The sequence below is a fragment of the Acidovorax radicis N35 genome, assembly GCF_000204195.1.
GTDB lineage: Bacteria > Pseudomonadota > Gammaproteobacteria > Burkholderiales > Burkholderiaceae_C > Acidovorax > Acidovorax radicis.
This window is the reverse complement of sequence record NZ_AFBG01000006.1, coordinates 75620-95595: the sequence shown is the minus strand read 5'-3', so window position 1 is coordinate 95595 and position 19976 is coordinate 75620. Positions and strand designations below refer to the sequence as shown.

Sequence of the window (19976 nt, the reverse complement as noted above, 5' to 3'; positions counted from 1 at the left end):
CCTCAGATCTGATTTGCTCCTATTTTGATAGCTATTTGCGCTTTATCAATAAGCGCTAGCGGCCAAAAACAATCAAATTTCAGGCGGCTGCAATGGCCGGGGCCGCCGTTTGCCCGTGCCGCCCCAGCGCAGCGCGTCTTCACCCGGAATGCCCAGCGGGTTGTTGGCCGGTTCGGTGAGTGGCGCCAGCAGGGCGTGCAGGTCGGCCTCGCTGAATTTGACCGCGCCTTCGGCGTCATGGCCCAGCACGCCCTGGGCCAGCGCGGCCTTGCGGGCTTGCAGCTCCAGCATGCGTTCTTCGATGCTGCCTTCCACCACCAGCTTGTAGACAAACACGGGCTGGTCCTGCCCGATGCGGTGGGCGCGGGCCGTGGCTTGTTCTTCCACGGCGGGGTTCCACCAGGGGTCGAGGTGGATCACTGTGTCTGCGGCGGTGAGGTTCAGGCCCAGACCACCGGCCTTGAGGCTGGCGAGCAGGATGGGCGCGCTGGTGTCGTCCTGCGCCTGAAAACTCTTGACGACAGCGCCGCGCTGGCGGGGCGGTGTCTGGCCCGTGAGGGTGAGGTAGGGCAGGGCCAGGGTGTCGAGCAACTCGGCCGCCAGCGCGAGCATTTCAGTGAACTGCGAGAACACCAGCACGCGGCGCCCTTCCTCGACCAGGGCGGGCAGCATGTCGGCCAGCAGTTCGAGCTTGGCGCGTTCCATCGTTTGCGCGGTCTTCGTGGTGCCTTTCACCAAGCGTGGGTCGCAGCAGACCTGGCGCAGCTTGAGCAGGGCATCAAGGATGGTGATCTGCGCGCCGTCGAAACTCTGGCGCTCCAGCGCGCGGCGCACCTGCTTGTCGGCGGTGGTGCGCACGGCCTCGTACAGCTCGCGCTGCTTGCCCTGCAGTTGCACGCGCTGGATGACCTCGGTGCGCGGCGGCAGTTCGGTGGCCACGTCCTGCTTGCGGCGGCGCAGGATGAAGGGGCGCACGCGCTGCGACAGGAGCTGGGCGCGCAGGGTTTCACCGTTTTCCTCGATGGGCTTGCGCCAGCGGGCGTTGAAGCTGCGCACATCGCCCAGAAAGCCGGGCATCAAAAAGTCGAACTGGGCCCACAGCTCGCCCAGGTGGTTTTCGAGCGGCGTGCCCGTCAGGCACAGCAGGTGCGGAGCCTGCAGCCTGCGCAAGGCGCGGGCGCTGCGGCTGCCGGCGTTTTTCACCATCTGCGCTTCGTCCAGGATCAGCAGGTGGAACGGCTGCGCGGCGAGTGCCTCCACGTCGCGCCAGAGCAGCGGGTAGGTGGTCAGCACCAGATCGTGGTCGGCCATCTGCAGATAGTGCTGGCCTCGGCCGGCGCCATGCAGCGCCAACACGCGCAGGCTAGGAGCCATGCGCGCGGCCTCGGCCTGCCAGTTGAAGAGCAGCGAGGTGGGCAGCACCACGAGGGCCGGGCGGGTGAGGCGCCCGGCCTCCTTTTCGAGCAGTACGTGGGCCAGCGCCTGCGCGGTTTTGCCCAGGCCCATGTCGTCGGCCAGGATGCCGCCCAGCCCCTGGGCGCGCAGGTACTGCAGCCAGGCCAGGCCTTCCCGTTGATAGGGGCGCAGTTGCACCTGCAAGCCCTGCGGTGCGGCCACGGGCTGGGGCGTGCCGATGGTGCGCAGGCGCCGGGCCAGCTGCGCCAGGCCCAGATCACCCTGCAACTGCCAATCGTTGTTCCAGCCATTGACCGTGCCCACGCGGTGGGCCAACACCAGCCCGGCACGCAGTGCCTCGATACGGCGGGCCTCCCACGCACCCAGGTGCAGCGGGTCGCCGTCCTTGCGCTGGTTGCGGGTCGGGTCGGTCAGCAGATCCACCATGGCCCCCACGATGGCCTTGAGCGGGCCGGCGGGCGCGTCGATGCGTTTGCCGCCCGGGGCGCGCAGCGAAATGATGGCGATGTCGTCAATGGCGGCCATCTGCCGGGCATTGAGCCAGCGTGCGTCGCGGCGCAGCAGGTCGGCCAGCATGGGGGCCAGGTCAAGTGTTTCGCCGTCGATCTCGATACCCAGGCTGAGCAACCAGGGGCCTTCGCGCTCGGGCAGCTGCAGTTTTTGCACGGGGCGCTCGCGTGGGCCGAGTGGGCCATCCACTTCCTTGCCCAGCAGTTCGCCGGTGTCGGGGGCAATGTGCAGCTTCCAGCGCAACACGGGCACGCTTTCGTGCGCGAAGCCCGGTTGCACCACCACGCTCCAGCCTCTGGCGCGGAGTTTGGGGATCTGCTCGGCCCAGAAGTCGCCAAAGAAGGCCTCCTGTGCCAGCGTCCACAGCGGGCCCAGGCTGGCTGCAGCATCGCGGTTGCGCCATTGCAGCGAGCGGGCGTCCACGGGCAGCAGGCCCAGGTCCCACACCAGGTCCATGGCGTCCGACTCGGCCGCCACGTCGCGCTGCATGCGCACCACGGGACCGCCGGTGTCGTACAGGTCCTGCAGCGGGGCGGGGCGCGAGTTGAGGATGGAGGTAGGGGCGGGTGTTTGCCAGGCGATGGCACCCGGCGGCGTTTCTTGGGTGCGGTAGGTCCAGTCGATCTGGGCCAGCGTCACGCTGTCGCCACGCGGCCCCATCTTGCCCTGGGGCTTGAGGCCCAGCAGGCCGTCGCCACGGCCCAGCGTCATCAGTGTGATGCGCGGGCGGAAGTGCCCGGTGGCGATGCCGGGCGGTGGCGCGGTCCGCTGGGTGCGTGGCGTGACAGTCTCTGTGTCGGTCTCGTCGCCCCGCATCAACCCCATCACGCGTGCAGCCTCGGCGTCCGTCAGCGGGGGCAGGGCCTTCAGCGCTGCTGCATTGGCCTGGCGGCGCAGGGCGGTCACCCAGGCGGCGATCACCGCCTGGCGGTCGGATCGCGGCGGCGCGGGCGGCTCGGCGGGGGAAGGGAGGTCACCGGGGTGTGTCACTGGCCGGTGATTGTGCCGTGCCCGTGGGCTGGGCCTGGCGGGATGCGGCGCTATTTGGCCCCTTGTGCCGCCGGTTGTGCGGCGGTCGTCGCCCGGGGCCGGCTACCTTGCAGGTGCATGGCGGCCGCAGCGAGCAGGATGGCGGCGGCTCCCAGCCACTGGGCAGGCTGCAGCCGGTGACCAAACGCGACAAAGTCCACGCCAATCGCCACCACTGGATAGATGAAGGACAGCGCGCCCTGCAGGTAGGTGGGCAGCTTCTGCACGGCGCCGTACAGCAGGATGTACATGAGGCCCGTGTGCACCACGCCCACCGTGATCAGCAGCAGCCAGGTGCGGGCACCCTGCGGGGGGGCACCCAGGTTGGCAAACGGCGCCAGCAGGAGCACGCCCACGCAGACCTGTACCAGGGCAATGAGGTGGGGCGGCGTGCCGGTGAGGCGTTTGGCGATCACCGAGGCTATGGCCCAGAAGAAGGCAGCACCGAGCGCCATGGCGATGCCCAGCGCATAGTGTGTGCCGCCCTGGCTCGCGCCGGGCCGGGCCTGCACGATGAGCAGCATGCCGCCGAATGCCAGGGCCAGCCAGCTGAGCTTGGTCGGAGTGATGCGCTCGCCAAAGAGCAGGGCGCCAAACAGCACCAGCATGAAGGGCTGGGTGTTGTAGACCGCCGTGGCAATCGAAATGGAAGCGTGCGAATACGCCCCAAACAGCAGGAGCCAGTTGGTGACGATGGCCACGCCCCCCAGGGCCGCCCACGCTGCCGTGCGCCAGGTCAACACGCCGCGCAGCAGGCCCATGGCGGCGCACACGGCCGCCAGCGTGGCCGCGCCGAACACGCAGCGCCAGAACACCACGTTCAGCGCCGGCAGGCCGGATTCCACGACAAACCAGCCGATGGTGCCCGATATGGCCATGGCGGTGCCCATCTCCAGCGTGCCTTGCGTTTTCTTGTCCATGGGGTCACTCCATCCGTGAGTTGATGGAATGACTATAGGAAAACGGGCCTGTGCGTGGAATGGATGATGAAAGGCATTTATTCAATACGACCTCATAATCTGAGGCAACCATTGACTTTGAGGAGCTGCTTTCCATGGATTCCATCGACCAGGCCATCCTGACCGTGCTGCACCAGGACTCCCGCACTTCACTCAAGGTGCTGGGCGAACGTGTGGGCCTGTCGTCGCCCAGCGTGTCCGAGCGACTGCGGCGGCTCGAGGAGCGCGGGGTGGTCCGCGCGTTCACGGTGGACATCGAACCGCGCGCTCTGGGCTATCAGCTGCAGGCCATCGTGCGTATCAAGCCGCTGCCGGGCCAGCTGGCGGCGGTGGAGAAGTTGATCCAGGAGACGCCCGAGTTCTGCGAGTGCGACAAGGTCACCGGCGACGACTGCTTTGTCGCCCGGGTGTATGTGCGTTCCATCGAGCAGCTCGACGGCGTGCTGGACCGCATTGCCGACAAGGCGCAGACGAGCACGGCCATCGTGAAGGCGCAGACCATCCGGCGACGACCACCGCCATGGTCGCCGGGCGTCTGAGATTGTGAGAGCGGGGGAGGCCCTTTCTATCCGCCCAGCACCCGCGCAAACAGCTCGTTGCGAAAGTGGATGCCCAGGCGCGCAAAGGCGCGGTTGCGGTAGGTCTTGACGGTGGGCACGCTCAGGCCCAGGTCGCTGGCAATGCCCTCGTGCGTCATGCCCTGCAGCAGCCGGGCGCACACGTCCAGTTCGCGGTCGGTCAGCTCGGACTGCAGGCGCATCAGGCGCATGCGGAGCACCGGCAGCCCATCGGCGGCCAGCGGGGCGAGTGCGGCGTCGGCTGGCAGGAGTGCGGGGGCGCCCGATGTATTCACGGTCAACGTTGCCGGGCCTGGGCGGCTGTCCTCTGTTCGCCAGGCAGCCGTGGCAGCAGGTGGAAACGGGTGCGACAGAACAATGTGTTTGCGCGTGAGGGCCAGCAGCACGGGCGCCACGGACTCGAACGCGCCGATCTGCCGGTCGCTGAACGCCCGCTGGTGCTGGTGGCGGTAGAAGTTGACGGCGAACACCGAGCCATCGCTTTCGTATTCGACCACCGACACACGCTCGGCCACGCCGTGGGCCTCATACACCCGGGCACGGTGTTCGCCCTCCACCTCGGTGGCCGTGACGTGGCACAGCCGCGTCTCGGGCTGGGCAAACGGCGCTTCGTCAAAAGCCCGGCCCCAGGTGCTATCGCTGCGGTAGGGGCCCGACAGATAGGCCCACCAACAGTCCTGCGTGGTGTCGGGCACGCCCCGGCTGGCCGACATGAACAGCGTGGGCTTGCAGCGATGGCCTGTGCGGTACACCGACCACGATGCCGCAGGCAACACGGGCTCCAGGTCCTGCAGCAGCCCGGTTGCAAAGCCATTGCCGCCCAGGCGGTGGACCATGCTCGCCAGGGTTTCGCTGGCGGGGTTTTGCAGCACCTGTCGGCCGGGTGCTTTCTGCAGGGAGGGGGGGAGCCACTGCCGCATGGGAAAAGTCGGAAATTGGAGTGTTCGTTGCCGAAAGCGTGGAGTGTGCGCTGAAAACGCCCCCGATTCTGTTGCCGAAAGCCCGGGTTATCCCGTCATCCTCTGGGATGACAGGCTTGGGTGGCAACGGGACTTACGCTAAGTCCCATGTCTGACCTCATCCCCCTGCCCGAACCGCAATTCCGATTTTTTGCCGACCTGCGCGTGGAGGTCGGCCCCCCCCCAGGAGGTGGGCCACACCGTGCACGGGTTGCGGCGATTGATCCCCATCCTGGGCGGCACCGCCACCGGCGATGGCTGGAGTGCCCGGGTGCTGCCCGGTGGCGCGGACTTCCAGCTCATCGTGAACGACCGGCTGTCGGAGCTGGACGCCCGCTACGTGCTCGAAACCGATGGCGGCGATCTCATCTATGTGCAGAACCGGGCGGTGCGCTCCGGCCCGGCCGAACTGATCGCCCGCCTGGTGCGCGGCGAGCCGGTGGACCCGGCGCAGATCTATTTCCGCTGCAGCCCGAGCTTTGAGACGGCGTCTAGAGCGCTTGGCTGGATCGCCGAGCGCATGTTTGTCGGCACCGGCGCGCGCTACCCGGATGCGGTGGCCATGCACTTTTTCGAGCTGCGCTAGCGCCCGGCACCCCGGGCAATTTCTGAATTTTTGAATCTTCCCAACGTACAAGAACCCTGGAGACATCCATGAAGACCACTGCCAAGCCCACCTCTTTCATCGCCACGCCACGCCGCGCCCTTCTGGCCGCCGCCCTGCTCGCCGGGCTGATGCCCTGGGCCGGTGCCCAGGCGCAGGGGGCGGCGACGTACCCCAACAAGCCCGTGCGCATCATCGTCGGCTTTCCTGCGGGCACAGGCCCGGACATCGTGGCGCGCCTGCTGGCGCAAAAGCTCTCCGAGGGCTGGGGCAACGCGGGCGTGATCGTGGACAACAAGCCAGGTGCCGGTGGCCTGATTGCCGCCAGCGAAGCCGCGCGTGCCGCGCCCGACGGCTACACGCTGATGCTGGGCGAAACGGGCCAGCTCAGCATTGCCCCCAGCAGCTACAACAAGCTGCCCTACGACCCGGCCAAGGACTTCACGGCCGTGAGCCAGGTGGTTACCTCCGACTTTGTGCTGCTGGTCAACCCGCAAAAGGTGCCGGCGCGCAACGTAAAAGAGTTCGTGGACTGGACCAAGCAGCAAAAGGGCCTGTTCCTGGCCACCTTCGGAGCGGGCACGCCCGGGCATTTCGGCGCCTTCATGTTTGGCGATGCGGTCAAGCTCAAGCCCGAGCCGGTGCACTACAAGAACACGGCGGATGCGCTGGGCGGCCTGTTCAGCGGCGATGTGCAAGGGGTATTCGCCAGCGTGGGCCTGGCCGCACCCAATGTGAAGGCCGGCAAGCTGGCCGCGCTCGGCACCACGGGCGCCACCCGCACCAACACGCTGCCGGACGTGCCCACCATCAAGGAGCAGGGCTACGCCAACCTGGAGTTCTCGTCGTGGTTCGGCATCGTGGCGCCGGCCAAGACGCCGCCGGAGATCATTGCCAAGCTCAATGCCGACATCGTCAAGGCGGTGCAGTCGCCCGAAGGCAAGGCCAAGATGGAAGAGGCCGGCTTTCGCGTGACGGGCACCAGCCAGCAGGACTTTGCCCGCACCATCGCCGCCGACACCGTGACCTGGGGCAAAGCGGTGGCGGCCACGGGTTTCAAGGCGGATTGATGGGCTGACCGCCGATGGAGCGGCTGACGCCGCCCCAAGCACGACCTGCCGTTCCCACAGCACCCGCACCGGCGGCAGGTGCCCGGGCGCAGCCATGCCCGGCGAATGCTCGCAACGCCCCTCGCAATCACAACAGCTTCAGGAGACATCCACCATGCCCTTTGACCATGCCCGGCGGGCTCTGCCGCCTGCATCTGCAACAGCCCCCATCGCCCGACTGCGCCGCAACATTGGCCCTGCCGCACTCGCCATGCCCCTGCTGATGGCCGCCTGCGGTGGTGGCCACGGTGATGCACAGGCCCAACCGGTCTCGTCGGCAGCCGCCTGCGCCGCGCTGCCCTCCAAAGCGGGGCTGGCGGCCACCACGCTCGTGACGAGCTACGTAGAGCCGGGCACCAAGCGCCCGGGCGGTGCCGCCACAGGGGCCTTCCTGCCCGGGCACTGCGTGGTCACCGGCAGCATCAATCCCCGCCTGGGGGTGGACGGCAAGAACTACGCCATCGGCTTTCAACTGAGCCTGCCCGACCAGTGGAACGGGCGGTTCCTGTTCATCGGGGGTGGGGGCAATGACGGCATCCTGCGCGACACCTCGCTCAGCTCCAGCATCTCGGGCGGCACGCCGTCGCCGCTGGGCCAGGGCTTCGCGGTGGTTTCCACCGATGCGGGGCACACCGGCACCTCGGCCAGCTTCGGGGCCGACCCGCAGGCCCGCATCGACCATGCCTACAACTCCTATGACAAGACGGCCGTGGCCTCCAAGTCGCTCATCAGTGCGCTGTATGGCCGCAAGCCGGACCGTTCGTACTTTTCGGGCTGCTCAGGCGGAGGGCGCCAGGCAATGATGTTCTCGCAGCGGTTCCCCGACCATTTCGACGGAATCACGGCCGGTGCGCCTGCGATGCGCGTATCAAGCGGCGCCACCGTGGCGGCCATGTGGAACACCATCCAGTTCACGGCCATTGCGCCACAGGATGCGGGCGGCAACCGCATCCTGTCGAAGGCGTTGAGCAACAGCGACCTCAAGCTGGTGGCCAACGCCGTCAACGCCACCTGCGATGCGGCCGATGGGGTGGTGGACGGCCTGGCCCAGAACATCAGTGCCTGCAAGGCGTTCGACCCGGCGGCGTTGCAATGCAGTGGCGACAAGACGGACAGTTGTCTGTCGTCCGCACAGGTGGGGGCGCTCAAGAAGGTGTTTGCGGGCCCCCGCAACTCGGCAGGCACGGTGCTGTACACCGGCCAACCCTGGGATGCCGGACTGGGCGCGCCCGGCTGGCGTTCCTGGACCTTGGGCAACTCGTCCACGGCGACGCCCGATGCGCGTTACGTCACGCTGATGGTCGATGCGCTGATCAATGAGTTCTTCACACCGCCCGACCTCACGTTCAACCCGCTGACGTTCAATTTCGACACGGACCCATCGCGCATGGCAGCGTATTCAGCCATCTACGACACCTACGCCGACGACAAGCTGGCGGCCTACCAACAGCGAGGTGGCAAGCTCCTCTTCATCCATGGCATGTCCGACCCGATCTTCTCGGCGTTCGACACCATCGACTACTACGAACGCCTGGCTGCCAACAATGGGGGCGTGGCCGCCACGCAGGGTTTTGCGCGGGCCTTCATGGTTCCGGGGATGAACCATTGCTCAGGCGGGCCGGCGACCGACAATTTCGATTCGGTGCAGGCCATGGTGGATTGGGTGGAGAAGGGCATTGCGCCCGATTCGATCACCGCAAAGGCGCTCCCCACGAGCGCCGATTTTCCCCACCGCACCCGTCCGCTGTGTGCATATCCCAAGTTTGCGCGCTACAAGGGATCAGGCAGTGTGGAGGAGGCGAGCAGCTTCGTTTGCGCAGCGGAGTAGCCGGGCGCGACCCAGGGGCCACACCGCGGCAGAAAATGGCTGCCGGTGTGGCCCCCTCGCCGCTTCTTAACGGGAGCGCTTCGGTGCGGGCAGTTGCAGGTGCGCCTCCTGCACGACGCGAACGCAGTCCTTCAGGTGCTGTTCGCCCAGGTAGCGCAGCGTGGCATAGCCAATGGTGGCCGCCACGGCCTGGCCCGCGATGGGGACATATTTGGCTGCCTGCTTGGTGGTCAGGCGAAGGCCCACGGTCTGCGTGGCCCGGATGACCAGCTCGCGCGTGATCAGCTTGCCAATGAGCACCGAGCCCACCAACCCCACGGCTTTTTGCACCTGTTCGCGCTTGTTGGGGTCGAGCTGGTCAATTTGTGCGGCCGACAGGCCGAACTCGGAATTGATCTGCGGCAGCAGGCGGGAGAGCAGGGCGGCATCCACCGCCCAGTCAAGGCCAGGTACGGGCAAGGCGCTGGCGGCAGCGGCCACCAGGGCACGCCGGTGCAGCAGTTTGCGGCTGCGTTGCACGGCTGCGGCCAAGGCCGGATTGCCGGCCGCCATCTGCAAGGAAGTGGGCATGGATCAGGTGTATCGGATGAGATTGGGGTGAAACAGGGCCGGCAACCCACGGTGGCTGTGGGCCATCATTTCATCAGCTTTTGCCTTTTACCAAGCTGTAAACCGCCAGCAGCAGCATGGCGCCCACCACCGAGGCAATCCATCCCGCTGCCTCGCCCTGCTGGTACCAGCCCATGGCCATCCCCAGGTAGGTGGCAAGAAATGAACCCGCCACCCCCAGCAGCGCGGTCATGATCCACCCCAGCTTGTCATCCCCCGGCTTGAATGCGCGGGCCAGAAGACCCACCACCAAACCGACCACCAGCGTTCCTATCAATGACATCATGATTTTTTCCCCTGTGTTGTTGCTACGACGGCGATGCGCTGACTCTAAAGACGGGGCAGCGGTGGACTTGTCGGACAAAGCGCCCTGTAAGCGTCCCCTCCGTCAGCCCCTTGGTCATGCGCTGCGCCAGGGGCGGTCGAACAGGCACTGCCCAAAACGGTAGGACTGCAGCACCAGGCCCGAGATTTCGTGGGCTTCCTCAGAGCAGGCGTAGCGGTTGGCTGGAAGGCTGGCATGGGCAGCATGGGTGAGCAGGATGTCGCCTGCGCCGGCGATGTCCTCGCCCAGCTTGCAGGCGCAATTCATTTCTGGACCAAACAGGTCTTCGCTGGCAATGACGAGCGTGGGGCCGTAGCCAATACCTGCGCTGACCAAAAGCGCGCGCTCGGACGGTAGTACGGCATTCATGGCCTCCAGGGCGCGCAGCGTGTCCAGGGCTGCTTCCAGCGCCTGCTCGGCCGTGGCGAACACTGCAAAGAGGTTGTCCGCCTCCTGCTTGATGACCTCGCCGCCGTTGCCACTGATGGCGGGGCGCGCGGCTTGTTCCATCTGGTGCACCATGGCCAAAAAATGGATGACGCCATGGCGCGCCGTGATGCGCGAGAAGCCACACATATCCAGCACCAGAATCGCGACATTGCGCACAAAGGCCTGCTCGATGGCGGCATCAATGGCCGCTGTGTTGCCGGGCTCCTGGTTGCGCTGCGACAGCAGGCGGCGCAGGCTGGCCTTGTCGTGCGGTGTGTGTGGGACGGCGGTCATGGCAGCAGCATGTGGGCGGTGTCCGACATCGTAGCGCGGCGGGTGCTTGCCACGCCAGCGCGTGGTGGGGTCTTACATTGGAGCGTCTGCACTGAAAGGAAGACCGATGACAAAAACCCTCAAGACCCGCTCTTTCTCCCTGGTGTTTGTGGCCGCTCTGGCGCTGGGCGGTGCCGCCGTGGTGCCCACCACAGCCGCTGCGCAAAATGGAGACGAGGCGTCGCTGGCGCGCGGGGCAGCGCCGGACACCACGCCCCAGCAGCGCTACCAGACGGCCATTCGTGAGGCCGGAGGTGGCCTCAAGGTCAGCCTGGAAGAATGCCGCGCCATGGGCTCGGCCGAGCGCAGGAGCTGCGAATCCCAGGCCCAGGCACGCTATCAGGCGGACATGGCCACCGCCAAGGCCATGCTGCGCGACCCGTCTGTCCGGCCGGTGAATGTGGTGGGTGGCCCCATCCGCAGCACTGAAACGGTGTACGAAATCAAGAAATAGGCCGGGCAGCAACCTGCGCATCGAGCAGCTTGCCGCGGGCTGGACGGTGGGGCGGCCGTCGGTCGGTACTACTTGGATGGCGCCGTATCGTCGCTGGCAGATCCTGCCACGCGGCGTGCGCCGTTGAAGCGGCGGGCCCAGTAGGACACGCCCATGTCTTCCACGCGAATCTCGGCACCACTGCGGGGGGCGTGGATGAACTTGTTGTCCCCCACGTAAATACCCACATGGCTGAAGTTGCGGCGCATGGTGTTGAAAAATACCAGATCGCCGGGCTGGAGTTCTTTTTTGTCGATGACCTGGGTGGCGGCGGCCTGCTGGTCAGCCCGGCGGGGCAGCAAGAGGCCCACGGTCTGCTCATACATGGCGCGCACGAAGCCGCTGCAGTCAAAGCCGGTTTCAGCGCTGTTGCCACCGCGCTTGTAGGGCACGCCCAGGAACCCCATGGCGTTGACCACCAAGCCGGATGCCCGGTCAGCCACCGTGTGGGCCTTGTCAGCGACCTTGTGGCTCACGTCTTCCAGCCGCGTCAGCAGGCCTTTGTCCGTGATGAAACGGTCCATATCGTCAGGGTTTGCCGCTTGCGGCGCAGCCTGGGCGGAGGTGGCGCAGGCCAGGAGGAGTATGCAAAGCCATCGGGACATGGGGGCGAAGGGTAACACGCAATGCTTACTTATCGAAAATAATCACTTTTGCAAGCTGTTGATTTCGTTGAAGTAAATCAAATGCCCCGGCTCCACCCGATCATTGGAAGGCCCTGGATGCGGCGCGCATGCCCCCTGAAATGGGGTCCATCAGGTGGCATCTGTTACGTTCGATTTTTATTGCTTTTCAGGAGCACAGGTTGATGGATTTCAAGAGAAAAATGCCGCTGTCGCTTGCTCGTAAAGCGCAAATAGCTATCTTTTTGATAGTGCTGGGTGTCCACGGCAACAGTGGTGCCCAAAACACTTCACCGGCCGTGTCGCTGGTGCCGGTGGCCAAGGGGCTGGACCACCCTTGGGCGGTGGCCTTTTTGCCGCAGGGGCAGTTTCTTGTCACCGAGCGGCCGGGGAGGATGCGGGTCGTCAGTGCCAGCGGGCAGGTCGGCCCCGCGCTGTCAGGCGTGCCCGCAGTGGCTGCCGGCGGCCAGGGGGGCCTGCTGGACCTGGTGACGGACACGGGCTTTGCCCGCAACCGCCGCATCTTCTTTTGTTTTTCCGAACCCGCGGCGGGTGGCGCGCGCGGCAACAGCACGGCGCTGGCCCGGGCCACGCTGTCGGAAGACACGCGCAGCCTCCAGGACGTCAAGGTGATCTTCAGCCAGCAGCCCAAGGTGGAAAGCGCCCAACATTTCGGCTGCCGCATTGTGCAGGCGGCGGATGGCAACCTGTTCCTGGCGCTGGGCGAGCGCTACCAGCGCAAGGACGACGCGCAAAAACTCGACAACCACCACGGCAAGATCGTCCGCATCACCCCCGACGGCGCCGTGCCGCCCGACAACCCGTTCGCCAAACAGCCCGGCGCCTTGCCCGAGATCTGGAGCTACGGCCACCGCAACCCCCAGGGCGCCACGCTGGGGCCGGACGGCAAGTTGTGGATGCACGAACACGGCCCACAAGGCGGCGACGAGATCAACCTGCCTCAGCCGGGCCGCAACTACGGGTGGCCGGTGATTACTTATGGCGAGAACTACGGCGGCGGCAAGATGGGCGAGGGCACCGCCAAGGCGGGGATGGAGCAGCCGCTGCACTACTGGGTGCCGTCCATTGCGCCATCGGGCATGGCTTTTCTGACCAGCACGCGCTATGGCCCAGCGTGGCAGGGCAGTCTGTTTGTGGGTTCGCTCAAATTTGGAACCCTGCACCGGCTGGAAGTGGCGGGCGGCAGGGTGCAGCGTGAGGAAAAACTGCTGCAAGGCCATGGTGAGCGCCTGCGCGACGTGCGCCAGGGCCCCGATGGTTTGCTCTATATGGTGACCGACAGCCCGCAGGGGCAGCTGCTGCGCTTGCAGCCGGGGTGACGGACAACGGACGGCGGGAAACTTGACCCAGGTCATGCCGCCTGAAATTTCCGCCCGGTCAACGCGGTGGCGCGGGGTCTTCCTGAGGCGTGGGCGCGCGCTTTGGGGTTAGGCTGGCGTGATGCATGCCGAGCCGTCTTCCTCTTCACCTGCATCCCCGCCACCCGTGTTCGTCGCCACTGCCGATGCGCCGCCCCGGTCTCAATTGGCCCTGCGCCGTGTGGAGATCGACACCTGGCGAGAAAACGTCGCCTACCTGCACCGCGACTGCGCCGTATACCGGGCCGAGGGCTTCCAGGCCCTGTCCAAGATCGAGGTTCGCGCCAACGGCCGCCGCATCCTGGCCACGGTGAACGTGGTGGACGACCCTGCCATCGTGGGCTGCCACGAGCTGGGCCTGTCGGAAGACGCGTTTGCCCAGCTCGGCGTGGACAACGGCCACACCGTGTCGGTGGCCCAGGCCGAGCCTCCCGAATCGATGGGCGCGCTGTTCCGCAAGATCGCCAGCGAGCGCCTCACGCGCGAGGACTTCGGTGCCATCGTGCGCGACATTGCCGACCACCGCTATTCCAAGATCGAACTCACGGCCTTCGTGGTGGCCTGCCACCGCAACGAGCTGGACCGGGAGGAGGTGTTCTTCCTGACCGATGCCATGGTGGCCAGCGGCCGACGGCTGGACTGGCACGAACCGCTGGTGGTGGACAAGCATTGCATTGGCGGCATCCCCGGCAACCGCACCACCATGCTGGTCGTGCCCATCGTGGCGGCGCAAGGCATGTTGTGCCCCAAGACCTCGTCCCGCGCCATCACATCCCCCGCAGGCACGGCCGACACCATGGAGGTGCTGGCCAAGGTAGAGCTGCCGCTGGAGCAGCTGGCCGATATCGTGCGCGACTACCGGGGCTGCCTGGCCTGGGGCGGCACGGCCAACCTGTCGCCCGCCGACGATGTGCTGATCTCGGTGGAGCGGCCGCTGTCCATCGACTCTGCCGGGCAGATGGTGGCGTCCATCCTGTCCAAAAAGGTGGCGGCCGGTGCCACGCACCTGGTGCTCGACATTCCCATCGGCCCCACGGCCAAGGTGCGCTCCATGCCAGACGCCCAGCGTCTGCGCCGCCTGTTTGAATATGTGGCGCGGCGCATGGGCCTGTCTCTGGACGTGGTCATCACCGATGGCCGCCAGCCCGTGGGCAACGGCGTGGGCCCGGTGCTGGAGGCGCGCGACGTGATGCGCGTGCTGCAGAACGATCCGCGCGCACCCGACGACCTGCGGCAGAAGGCGCTGCGCCTGGCTGGGCGCCTGATCGAGTGCGACCCTGATGTGCGCGGCGGCGACGGCTACGCGATTGCGCGCGACATTCTTGATTCCGGCCGGGCGCTGGCGCGCATGAACGCCATCATCGCCGCCCAGGGCAGCACAGGGTTTGACCACAACCACCCGGCGCTGGGCGCGCTCACTCTGGAAGTGCGCGCTCCAAGCTCTGGTGTGGTGGCGGGCATCGACAACTACCTCATCGCCCGCGTGGCCCGTCTTGCGGGCGCACCCAAGGTGCAGGGCGCGGGGGTGGATCTGCTGCGCAAGCTGGGCGACACGGTCGCGGCGGGTGACGTGCTGTACCGGGTGCATGCCAGTTACCCGGCCGACCTGGAGTTTGCGCGCCACGCCTGCGCGCGCGACACCGGCTACCGCCTGGGCACGGCCGACGAGGTGCCCCGGGTGTTCGTGGAGTTTTGACAGTGACCTTCGCACCCGACCACGCCTGTCTGCTGTATTTTGCCGACGAGGAGGCCCCCGCACAGCGCCTGGCGCAGGCCGCGGGTCTCGTGGCCCAGGCCATCGAACGCCATCGTTTCCCGGACGGCGAACTCAAGCTGCGCCTGCCCGTCGATGCCTCAGGGCACCTGCCGCCGCGCGCCGTGCTGCTGCGCAGCCTGCACCAGCCCAACGAAAAGTTGGTGGAGTTGCTGCTGGCCGCCCACACGGCCCGCAGCCTGGGGGTGCAACACCTCACGCTGGTCGCGCCTTATCTGGCCTACATGCGGCAGGACATTGCGTTTCAGTCTGGCGAGGCCGTGAGCCAGCAGGTGGTGGGCGGGTTTCTGGCCGGGCTGTTCGACGCGGTGGTCACCGTGGACCCGCACCTGCACCGCATCGACCGGCTGGAGCAGGCCATCCCCGTGTCACGGGCGGTGGTGCTCAGCGGTGCCGAGCCGCTGGCCGATCTGATTGCTGAACGCCGCTCGAACGCGATGCTGGTGGGGCCGGACGGTGAATCCGCCCAGTGGATCGCCCAGGCCGCCGCGCGCCACGGCTTTGACCATGCCGTGTGCACCAAGGTGCGCCATGGCGACCGCCATGTGGCCATCGAACTGCCCGCGCTCAACGCCCAGGACCGGGCGGTGGTGCTGCTGGACGACATGGCCAGCACGGGCCGCACGCTGGCGCTGGCCGCCCGGCTGCTGCTGCAGGCTGGCGCCGCCTCGGTGGATGTGGCTGTGACGCATGCACTGTTTGCGGGCGATGCGCTGCAGGTGCTGCATGAAGCCGAGGTGGGGGAGGTGTGGAGCACGGACTGCATTCCGCACCCGAGCAATGCCGTGGCCATGGCCGGGCCGCTGGCCAAGGCGCTGCAGTCGATCCTTCGCACCTGAAAACCCCGGGCACGGGCTGCGACAATGCACCATTGCCTCCCACGCTGCGCCCGCACAGCGATTCAACGAACACAGAAACGGTCCCACCATGCTGCTTGACGCCACCGAATCCCAACTCGTCCTGGTCGATTACCAGGAGCGCCTGATGCCCGCCATCCATGAAGGCCCCGCCGTGCTGGCCAACGCCCGCCGCCTGGCCGAGATTGCCCGCATGCTGGACGTGCCCGTGTGGGGCACCGAGCAGAACCCTTCGCGCCTTGGGGCCAACGACGCCGCGCTGCGTGCCCTGTGCCAGAAAACCCTGGCCAAGATGCACTTCAGCGCCGCCGAGGAAGGCCTGGGCGAATGGCTGCGCCCGCCGGCAAAGCCCCAGCAGGGAGGCAACGCGCGCAGCCTGCCCAAACACCTGCAAAAACCTGCCGCAGCCCAGGGCGACGAGCGCGGCACCATCGTGATCGCCGGTTGCGAAGCCCATGTCTGCCTGCTGCAAACCGCGCTCGACCTGCTGGAAGACGAGTTCGAAGTGTGGGTGGTGACCGACGCCTGCGGCTCGCGCACTGAGCGCAACCGCGATGCCGCATTCGACCGCCTGGCCGGCGCGGGCGCCGAGCTGGTGACGACCGAGATGGTGGCGTTTGAATGGCTGGGCAGCTGTGAGCATCCGGCCTTCAAGGATGTGCTGGGATTGGTCAAGTAAACCGGAGTTCTGGTGTTTTTGGCCACGGGCGCTTATCTATCAAGCGCCATTAGCTACAAAAATAGTAGCGACTGAGTGAGGGTGACCGGAGCCATCCGCCCTCTGCGCCACTGCTCTTTTGGGCTCAACGCAAAACCTAGAACTCAAGGGCGCCGGGATTGGCGCCGCACGTTGGCAGCCCGTTCAGAGCATCGCGCTCAGCATCAAGCCCAGCCCGGCGATGCTCACCAGCCACACGCCCGTGCGCAGATAAGGAAGACCAGCGTAGTACACGGGCACATAGACAACGCGGGCCCAGAAGAACAGCGCGGCCCCGGCCTCGATGCGCGGGCTGACGAGGCCGGCCACATGTGCACCGAGTGCAATGGCTGCAAACAAGACGAAGTTCTCCAGCGTGTTGCGCGCGGTGCGCTCGGCACGGCCAGCTAGGCCCGTAGGCTCAGACAGACCTTCACGGTTGCCGGTGGCCACTTGCAAACCACCGGCCGACCAGATGCGTGCACGGATCAGGCTTGCCGCCACCAGCAGAAGCCAGGTGATGACGGCCATCCAGGCCAAATAGGTGAGGGTTGGTGTCATGGGGTTGCTTTCGGTCTTTCGGTATGTGGGCGGGCCGTTCAGTCTGGCTGTTAACAGAAGACTGATGCCCAAAACCATGGCCCGTCAAGGCGCGCACGCCAACGCTCCCATTGCGCGTCCGTCAGATGCGGCGCCGCAAGCGGCCGAAGTGGCCTTGGGGCGATAGTCTTTAAGGCTCACACTGGTAAGTTGCGCGGTAGTTTTTTTGGAGTGCGCGTCTTTGCCGTAGGTGGTGCGCCACGTAGACCAGTCCAGATTGGTGGCATACCAGCCATAGCCAAATACATGGGCATATGACGAGTCAACAAGGTTGTAGTCAAAGCTGCCTTCCGCGCTCAGCGTCTTGTTTTGTGACGACAGATCCAGGGTGTTGTCAGGGAACTTGCAGTTGATGGATGCGTAGGCAAAGAAATTGTCGGGAACGAGAATATTGTCTCGAACGATGAAATTCTTGCTATTCGGATCGCCCACCACGCATCCGAATTCAATGCTTCCCAACAGGGTGTTGTGGCGTATGTCGATGTCGCGTATGTAGCCGGGCTGCTGTCCAATCGACACGCCGCCGATCAGCACATTCCAGGACACCTCTATGCGGTCCTGCGTGTATTGGCTGGCCAAATGGATCGCGCCCGACGCACAGTCGTGGAAGTAGTTGCCCCGGAAGGTGTTGCGCTGGCCGTTGTCCTTGTCCTTGAAGCAGGGACCGTCAATTGCCCAGACCTCGTTGTTTTCAACCAGTGCACTGCGTACGTTGTACATGACGGACGCGCCGCCGTGGTAGTTGGCCGTTGTATCGCCGTGAAGGCCCGATCCGCGGTCAAACAGGTCGTGGAAGATGTTGTCCTGGATGATGATGCGGTCGTAGTACTGGTTGTCCGCAAAGAAAATGAATGACGGGTTCTCGGACTGGCTGGGGTCGTACAGGTGGTGCATGTGGTTGCGCCGAAAGACAAGGTCGCTCTGGCTGCCGTCGACATGAAAGCCGTGGTGGCTGAAGTTGAAAATCTCCAGCCCCTCCACCCAGGTGCGCGAGGAACGCGGGTTGATATTGGTGAAGTTCAAGTCGATGGCTGGCATGGCATCGACGGGGTAGCCCACGATGCGCGTGATCTTGCCGGCCACAAAGTCAAAGCCGCCGGTATAGCTGCCACCACGCACATACAAGGTGTCGCCAGTCGCTCCTTTTGTAAGGGCATGGGCGATGGTCTTCCAGGGAGAGGCCAGTGTTCCGGTGCCGGTGCTGTCATTGCCGGTGGGCGATACAAAGTAGAAGCCGCTGCTGGTGACTTGCACACTGAACGTTTGGTCGACAGCCGCGCCCAGCGAATCGGTGGCCCGCAGCTTGATGGAAACAGGACTTGCCGCACTGGCGGGTGCTGTCCACGACAGATCTCCCGTGCTTGCTGCGATGGTCACACCTGACGGTGCGGTGACGACCGAATAGGTGTACGGTGCCTGCCCCCCTATGACCCCAACGCGGTAGCGGTAGGGCACGCCAGGGTAGGCGGTAGCCGGTGCCCAGCTGATGATCTCCACCGGACCAATCACCGACACGGGATAGCCGCCGGTTGGGCCGGTTGGGGGTGTGGCCGAGCCTGTGCTGACGTTGAGCGCAGCACTTGCCGCAGACGCATTGGCCGCCGCATCGACCGCTCTAACTGCAATCGCATAGCTGGTGGAGGCGGTCAGACCGGTCAACGTGAAGCTGGTGGTATTGGTTGATCCGACCAGCGCGCCGTCGCGGTATACCTTGTAAGCCACTACACCAACATTGTCCGTACTGGCCGTCCAGCTGACCGTCAGGCTGGTGCTGGCGACATTGCTTGCCGCCAAACCAGCCGGTACGCTCGGGGCCGTGGTGTCAGGCACCGGGGTTACAGGCGTTACGGGTTTTGCTGGTGCTGCTGCCGTACTGACCACGACTGTGATGCTGGCGACCGAGGCATTGCCTGCAGCATCAAAGGCCTTGACGGTCAAAGAATATGTCGTGTTGGCCGTCAAGCCGGTCAATACAAGGAATGTTTGGGCTGTGCTGCCGAGCAAGGTGGTGCCATTGCGGTACACCTCGTAGCGAACGACGCCTGTGTTGTCGCTGCTCGCCCCCCAACTGAGAGTCAGGCTTGTCGCGGTGACTTGGCTTGCCGCGGGCGCAGTAGGTGCGCTGGGCGGGGCGGTATCAACAGGGCTGGCGGGGGCCAGTGTGCTCACATTCAGATTCCCGCCAAACGCAGAAAAATTGCCTGCGGCATCCACGGCGCGCACCGCGTAGGTGTAGGTGGTGCCGGCTGTCAACCCGTTGTCCTGAAAGGTGGTCTGATCCCCTGGGGTGGCCTGAAGGCGCCTACCGTTGCGCCAAATCTCGTAGCCGATGACTCCGACGTTGTCGGTGCTGGCCAGCCAGCCTATGGATATGCTTTCGCTGGTGCTGCTTGCAGTGAATGCTCCCGGAGCGCTCGGTGCAGTGGTGTCCGCCGTATCTGGTGCTGCCGGGCTGCCGGGCACTGCGGAAGGGTCGGGAGACACCACAACGGTAGGCGGGGGTGGAGTGCCCGTATCAGAAGGACCGCTGCCGCCGCCGCAGCCTGTCATCAGAAGGACACTGATTCCCAAAGCCATGGTCCATGCCGGTTTAACGAAAGCGCGCTGCATCAGTACCCTTTTGATGTGAATTTTTTGAAAATGGGTGGGGGATTGCGAGCGTGCACGCGCAATGGATATGCGGCCCCGACGGATCTGGCGCCGACCATGGTCTGGTTGGTGAATAGCAGCAATGCAATTTTCAATTTCTCAAAACCAACGCGGCCGAATATGGGCGCATGACCGAACACCTTTTGTTCGCTGGTCAAACAAAAGCCACGGATGCTACGGAGCTGCGGGAATGCGGTCTTGAATCGAAACGACATT

The 19976-nt window shown here is 65.6% G+C and carries 18 protein-coding genes and 1 pseudogene; 9 read left to right on the top strand and 10 right to left on the bottom strand.

Translation table 11 applies throughout. The annotated features are described in order from the left end of the window. Positions 1-72 precede the first annotated feature (72 nt). Entirely contained in the window at positions 73-2916 is a 2844-nt protein-coding gene (locus ARADN35_RS0101700) for a DEAD/DEAH box helicase (RefSeq protein ID WP_010458349.1), read from the bottom strand. Positions 2917-2966: 50 nt separating this feature from the next. Next, positions 2967-3875 (bottom strand): DMT family transporter, encoded by a 909-nt coding sequence (locus tag ARADN35_RS0101695; RefSeq protein ID WP_010458348.1) that lies wholly within the window; start codon positions 3873-3875, stop codon positions 2967-2969. A gap of 134 nt (positions 3876-4009) precedes the next feature. Between ARADN35_RS0101695 and ARADN35_RS0101690 the strand changes: the two genes are divergently transcribed. Further along, positions 4010-4453, top strand: a complete 444-nt coding sequence (locus tag ARADN35_RS0101690) for an Lrp/AsnC family transcriptional regulator (protein WP_010458347.1) — start codon at positions 4010-4012, stop codon at positions 4451-4453. A gap of 26 nt (positions 4454-4479) precedes the next feature. Here ARADN35_RS0101690 and ARADN35_RS0101685 read toward each other — a convergent pair whose 3' ends face one another. Continuing rightward, on the bottom strand, positions 4480-5412 hold the full coding sequence (locus ARADN35_RS0101685; protein ID WP_181147560.1) for a helix-turn-helix transcriptional regulator: 933 nt from the start codon (positions 5410-5412) through the stop codon (positions 4480-4482). Between the two features lie 147 nt (positions 5413-5559). Here ARADN35_RS0101685 and ARADN35_RS25640 point away from each other — a divergent pair. The 3 genes and pseudogenes from ARADN35_RS25640 (at position 5560) to ARADN35_RS0101670 (ending at position 8992) form a co-directional block, all read left to right on the top strand. Beyond that, positions 5560-6037: pseudogene (locus ARADN35_RS25640) on the top strand (DUF3237 domain-containing protein). Between the two features lie 68 nt (positions 6038-6105). Next, a complete protein-coding gene (locus ARADN35_RS0101675) occupies positions 6106-7125 on the top strand; it encodes a Bug family tripartite tricarboxylate transporter substrate binding protein (protein WP_010458343.1) in 1020 nt (339 codons plus the stop codon). A gap of 154 nt (positions 7126-7279) precedes the next feature. Then, the gene (locus tag ARADN35_RS0101670; RefSeq protein WP_010458341.1) at positions 7280-8992 is read left to right on the top strand and encodes a tannase/feruloyl esterase family alpha/beta hydrolase; all 1713 of its coding nucleotides are present in this window, start codon (positions 7280-7282) and stop codon (positions 8990-8992) included. Positions 8993-9058: 66 nt separating this feature from the next. Here ARADN35_RS0101670 and ARADN35_RS0101665 read toward each other — a convergent pair whose 3' ends face one another. From ARADN35_RS0101665 to ARADN35_RS0101655, 3 genes are all read right to left on the bottom strand, one after another. Then, on the bottom strand, positions 9059-9562 hold the full coding sequence (locus ARADN35_RS0101665; protein WP_010458338.1) for a hypothetical protein: 504 nt from the start codon (positions 9560-9562) through the stop codon (positions 9059-9061). A gap of 73 nt (positions 9563-9635) precedes the next feature. Next, a complete protein-coding gene (locus ARADN35_RS0101660; RefSeq protein WP_010458336.1) occupies positions 9636-9887 on the bottom strand; it encodes a GlsB/YeaQ/YmgE family stress response membrane protein in 252 nt (83 codons plus the stop codon). A 114-nt stretch (positions 9888-10001) separates the two neighbouring features. Then, on the bottom strand, positions 10002-10649 hold the full coding sequence (locus tag ARADN35_RS0101655; protein WP_010458335.1) for an adenylate/guanylate cyclase domain-containing protein: 648 nt from the start codon (positions 10647-10649) through the stop codon (positions 10002-10004). 106 nt (positions 10650-10755) lie between these two features. Between ARADN35_RS0101655 and ARADN35_RS0101650 the strand changes: the two genes are divergently transcribed. Beyond that, complete coding sequence (locus ARADN35_RS0101650; RefSeq protein ID WP_010458334.1) at positions 10756-11142, top strand: hypothetical protein; 387 nt, start codon at positions 10756-10758, stop codon at positions 11140-11142. A gap of 68 nt (positions 11143-11210) precedes the next feature. Here ARADN35_RS0101650 and ARADN35_RS0101645 read toward each other — a convergent pair whose 3' ends face one another. Further along, a complete protein-coding gene (locus ARADN35_RS0101645; RefSeq protein WP_029412902.1) occupies positions 11211-11786 on the bottom strand; it encodes a C40 family peptidase in 576 nt (191 codons plus the stop codon). 203 nt (positions 11787-11989) lie between these two features. Here ARADN35_RS0101645 and ARADN35_RS0101640 point away from each other — a divergent pair, with 203 nt between their 5' ends. The 4 genes from ARADN35_RS0101640 to ARADN35_RS0101625 all read left to right on the top strand — a co-directional run bounded on the left by ARADN35_RS0101640 (position 11990) and on the right by ARADN35_RS0101625 (position 16493). Continuing rightward, complete coding sequence (locus ARADN35_RS0101640) at positions 11990-13144, top strand: PQQ-dependent sugar dehydrogenase (protein ID WP_029412901.1); 1155 nt, start codon at positions 11990-11992, stop codon at positions 13142-13144. 205 nt (positions 13145-13349) lie between these two features. Then, positions 13350-14879 (top strand): thymidine phosphorylase family protein, encoded by a 1530-nt coding sequence (locus tag ARADN35_RS0101635; protein WP_010458326.1) that lies wholly within the window; start codon positions 13350-13352, stop codon positions 14877-14879. Positions 14880-14881: 2 nt separating this feature from the next. Further along, entirely contained in the window at positions 14882-15796 is a 915-nt protein-coding gene (locus ARADN35_RS0101630; RefSeq protein WP_010458325.1) for a ribose-phosphate diphosphokinase, read from the top strand. 88 nt (positions 15797-15884) lie between these two features. Next, the gene (locus ARADN35_RS0101625) at positions 15885-16493 is read left to right on the top strand and encodes an isochorismatase family protein (protein WP_010458324.1); all 609 of its coding nucleotides are present in this window, start codon (positions 15885-15887) and stop codon (positions 16491-16493) included. A 183-nt stretch (positions 16494-16676) separates the two neighbouring features. On the opposite strand, the gene ARADN35_RS0101620 is transcribed toward ARADN35_RS0101625, so the two are convergent. From ARADN35_RS0101620 to ARADN35_RS27755, 3 genes are all read right to left on the bottom strand, one after another. Then, positions 16677-17072, bottom strand: coding sequence for an MAPEG family protein (locus ARADN35_RS0101620; protein ID WP_010458323.1), 396 nt, complete (start codon positions 17070-17072; stop codon positions 16677-16679). A gap of 84 nt (positions 17073-17156) precedes the next feature. Beyond that, positions 17157-19721, bottom strand: a complete 2565-nt coding sequence (locus tag ARADN35_RS26850; RefSeq protein WP_081474539.1) for a fibronectin type III domain-containing protein — start codon at positions 19719-19721, stop codon at positions 17157-17159. Further along, on the bottom strand, positions 19721-19975 hold the full coding sequence (locus tag ARADN35_RS27755) for a hypothetical protein (protein WP_139019153.1): 255 nt from the start codon (positions 19973-19975) through the stop codon (positions 19721-19723). The genes ARADN35_RS26850 and ARADN35_RS27755 overlap by 1 nt, the downstream gene beginning before the upstream one ends. Between the last annotated feature and the right edge of the window lies 1 nt (position 19976).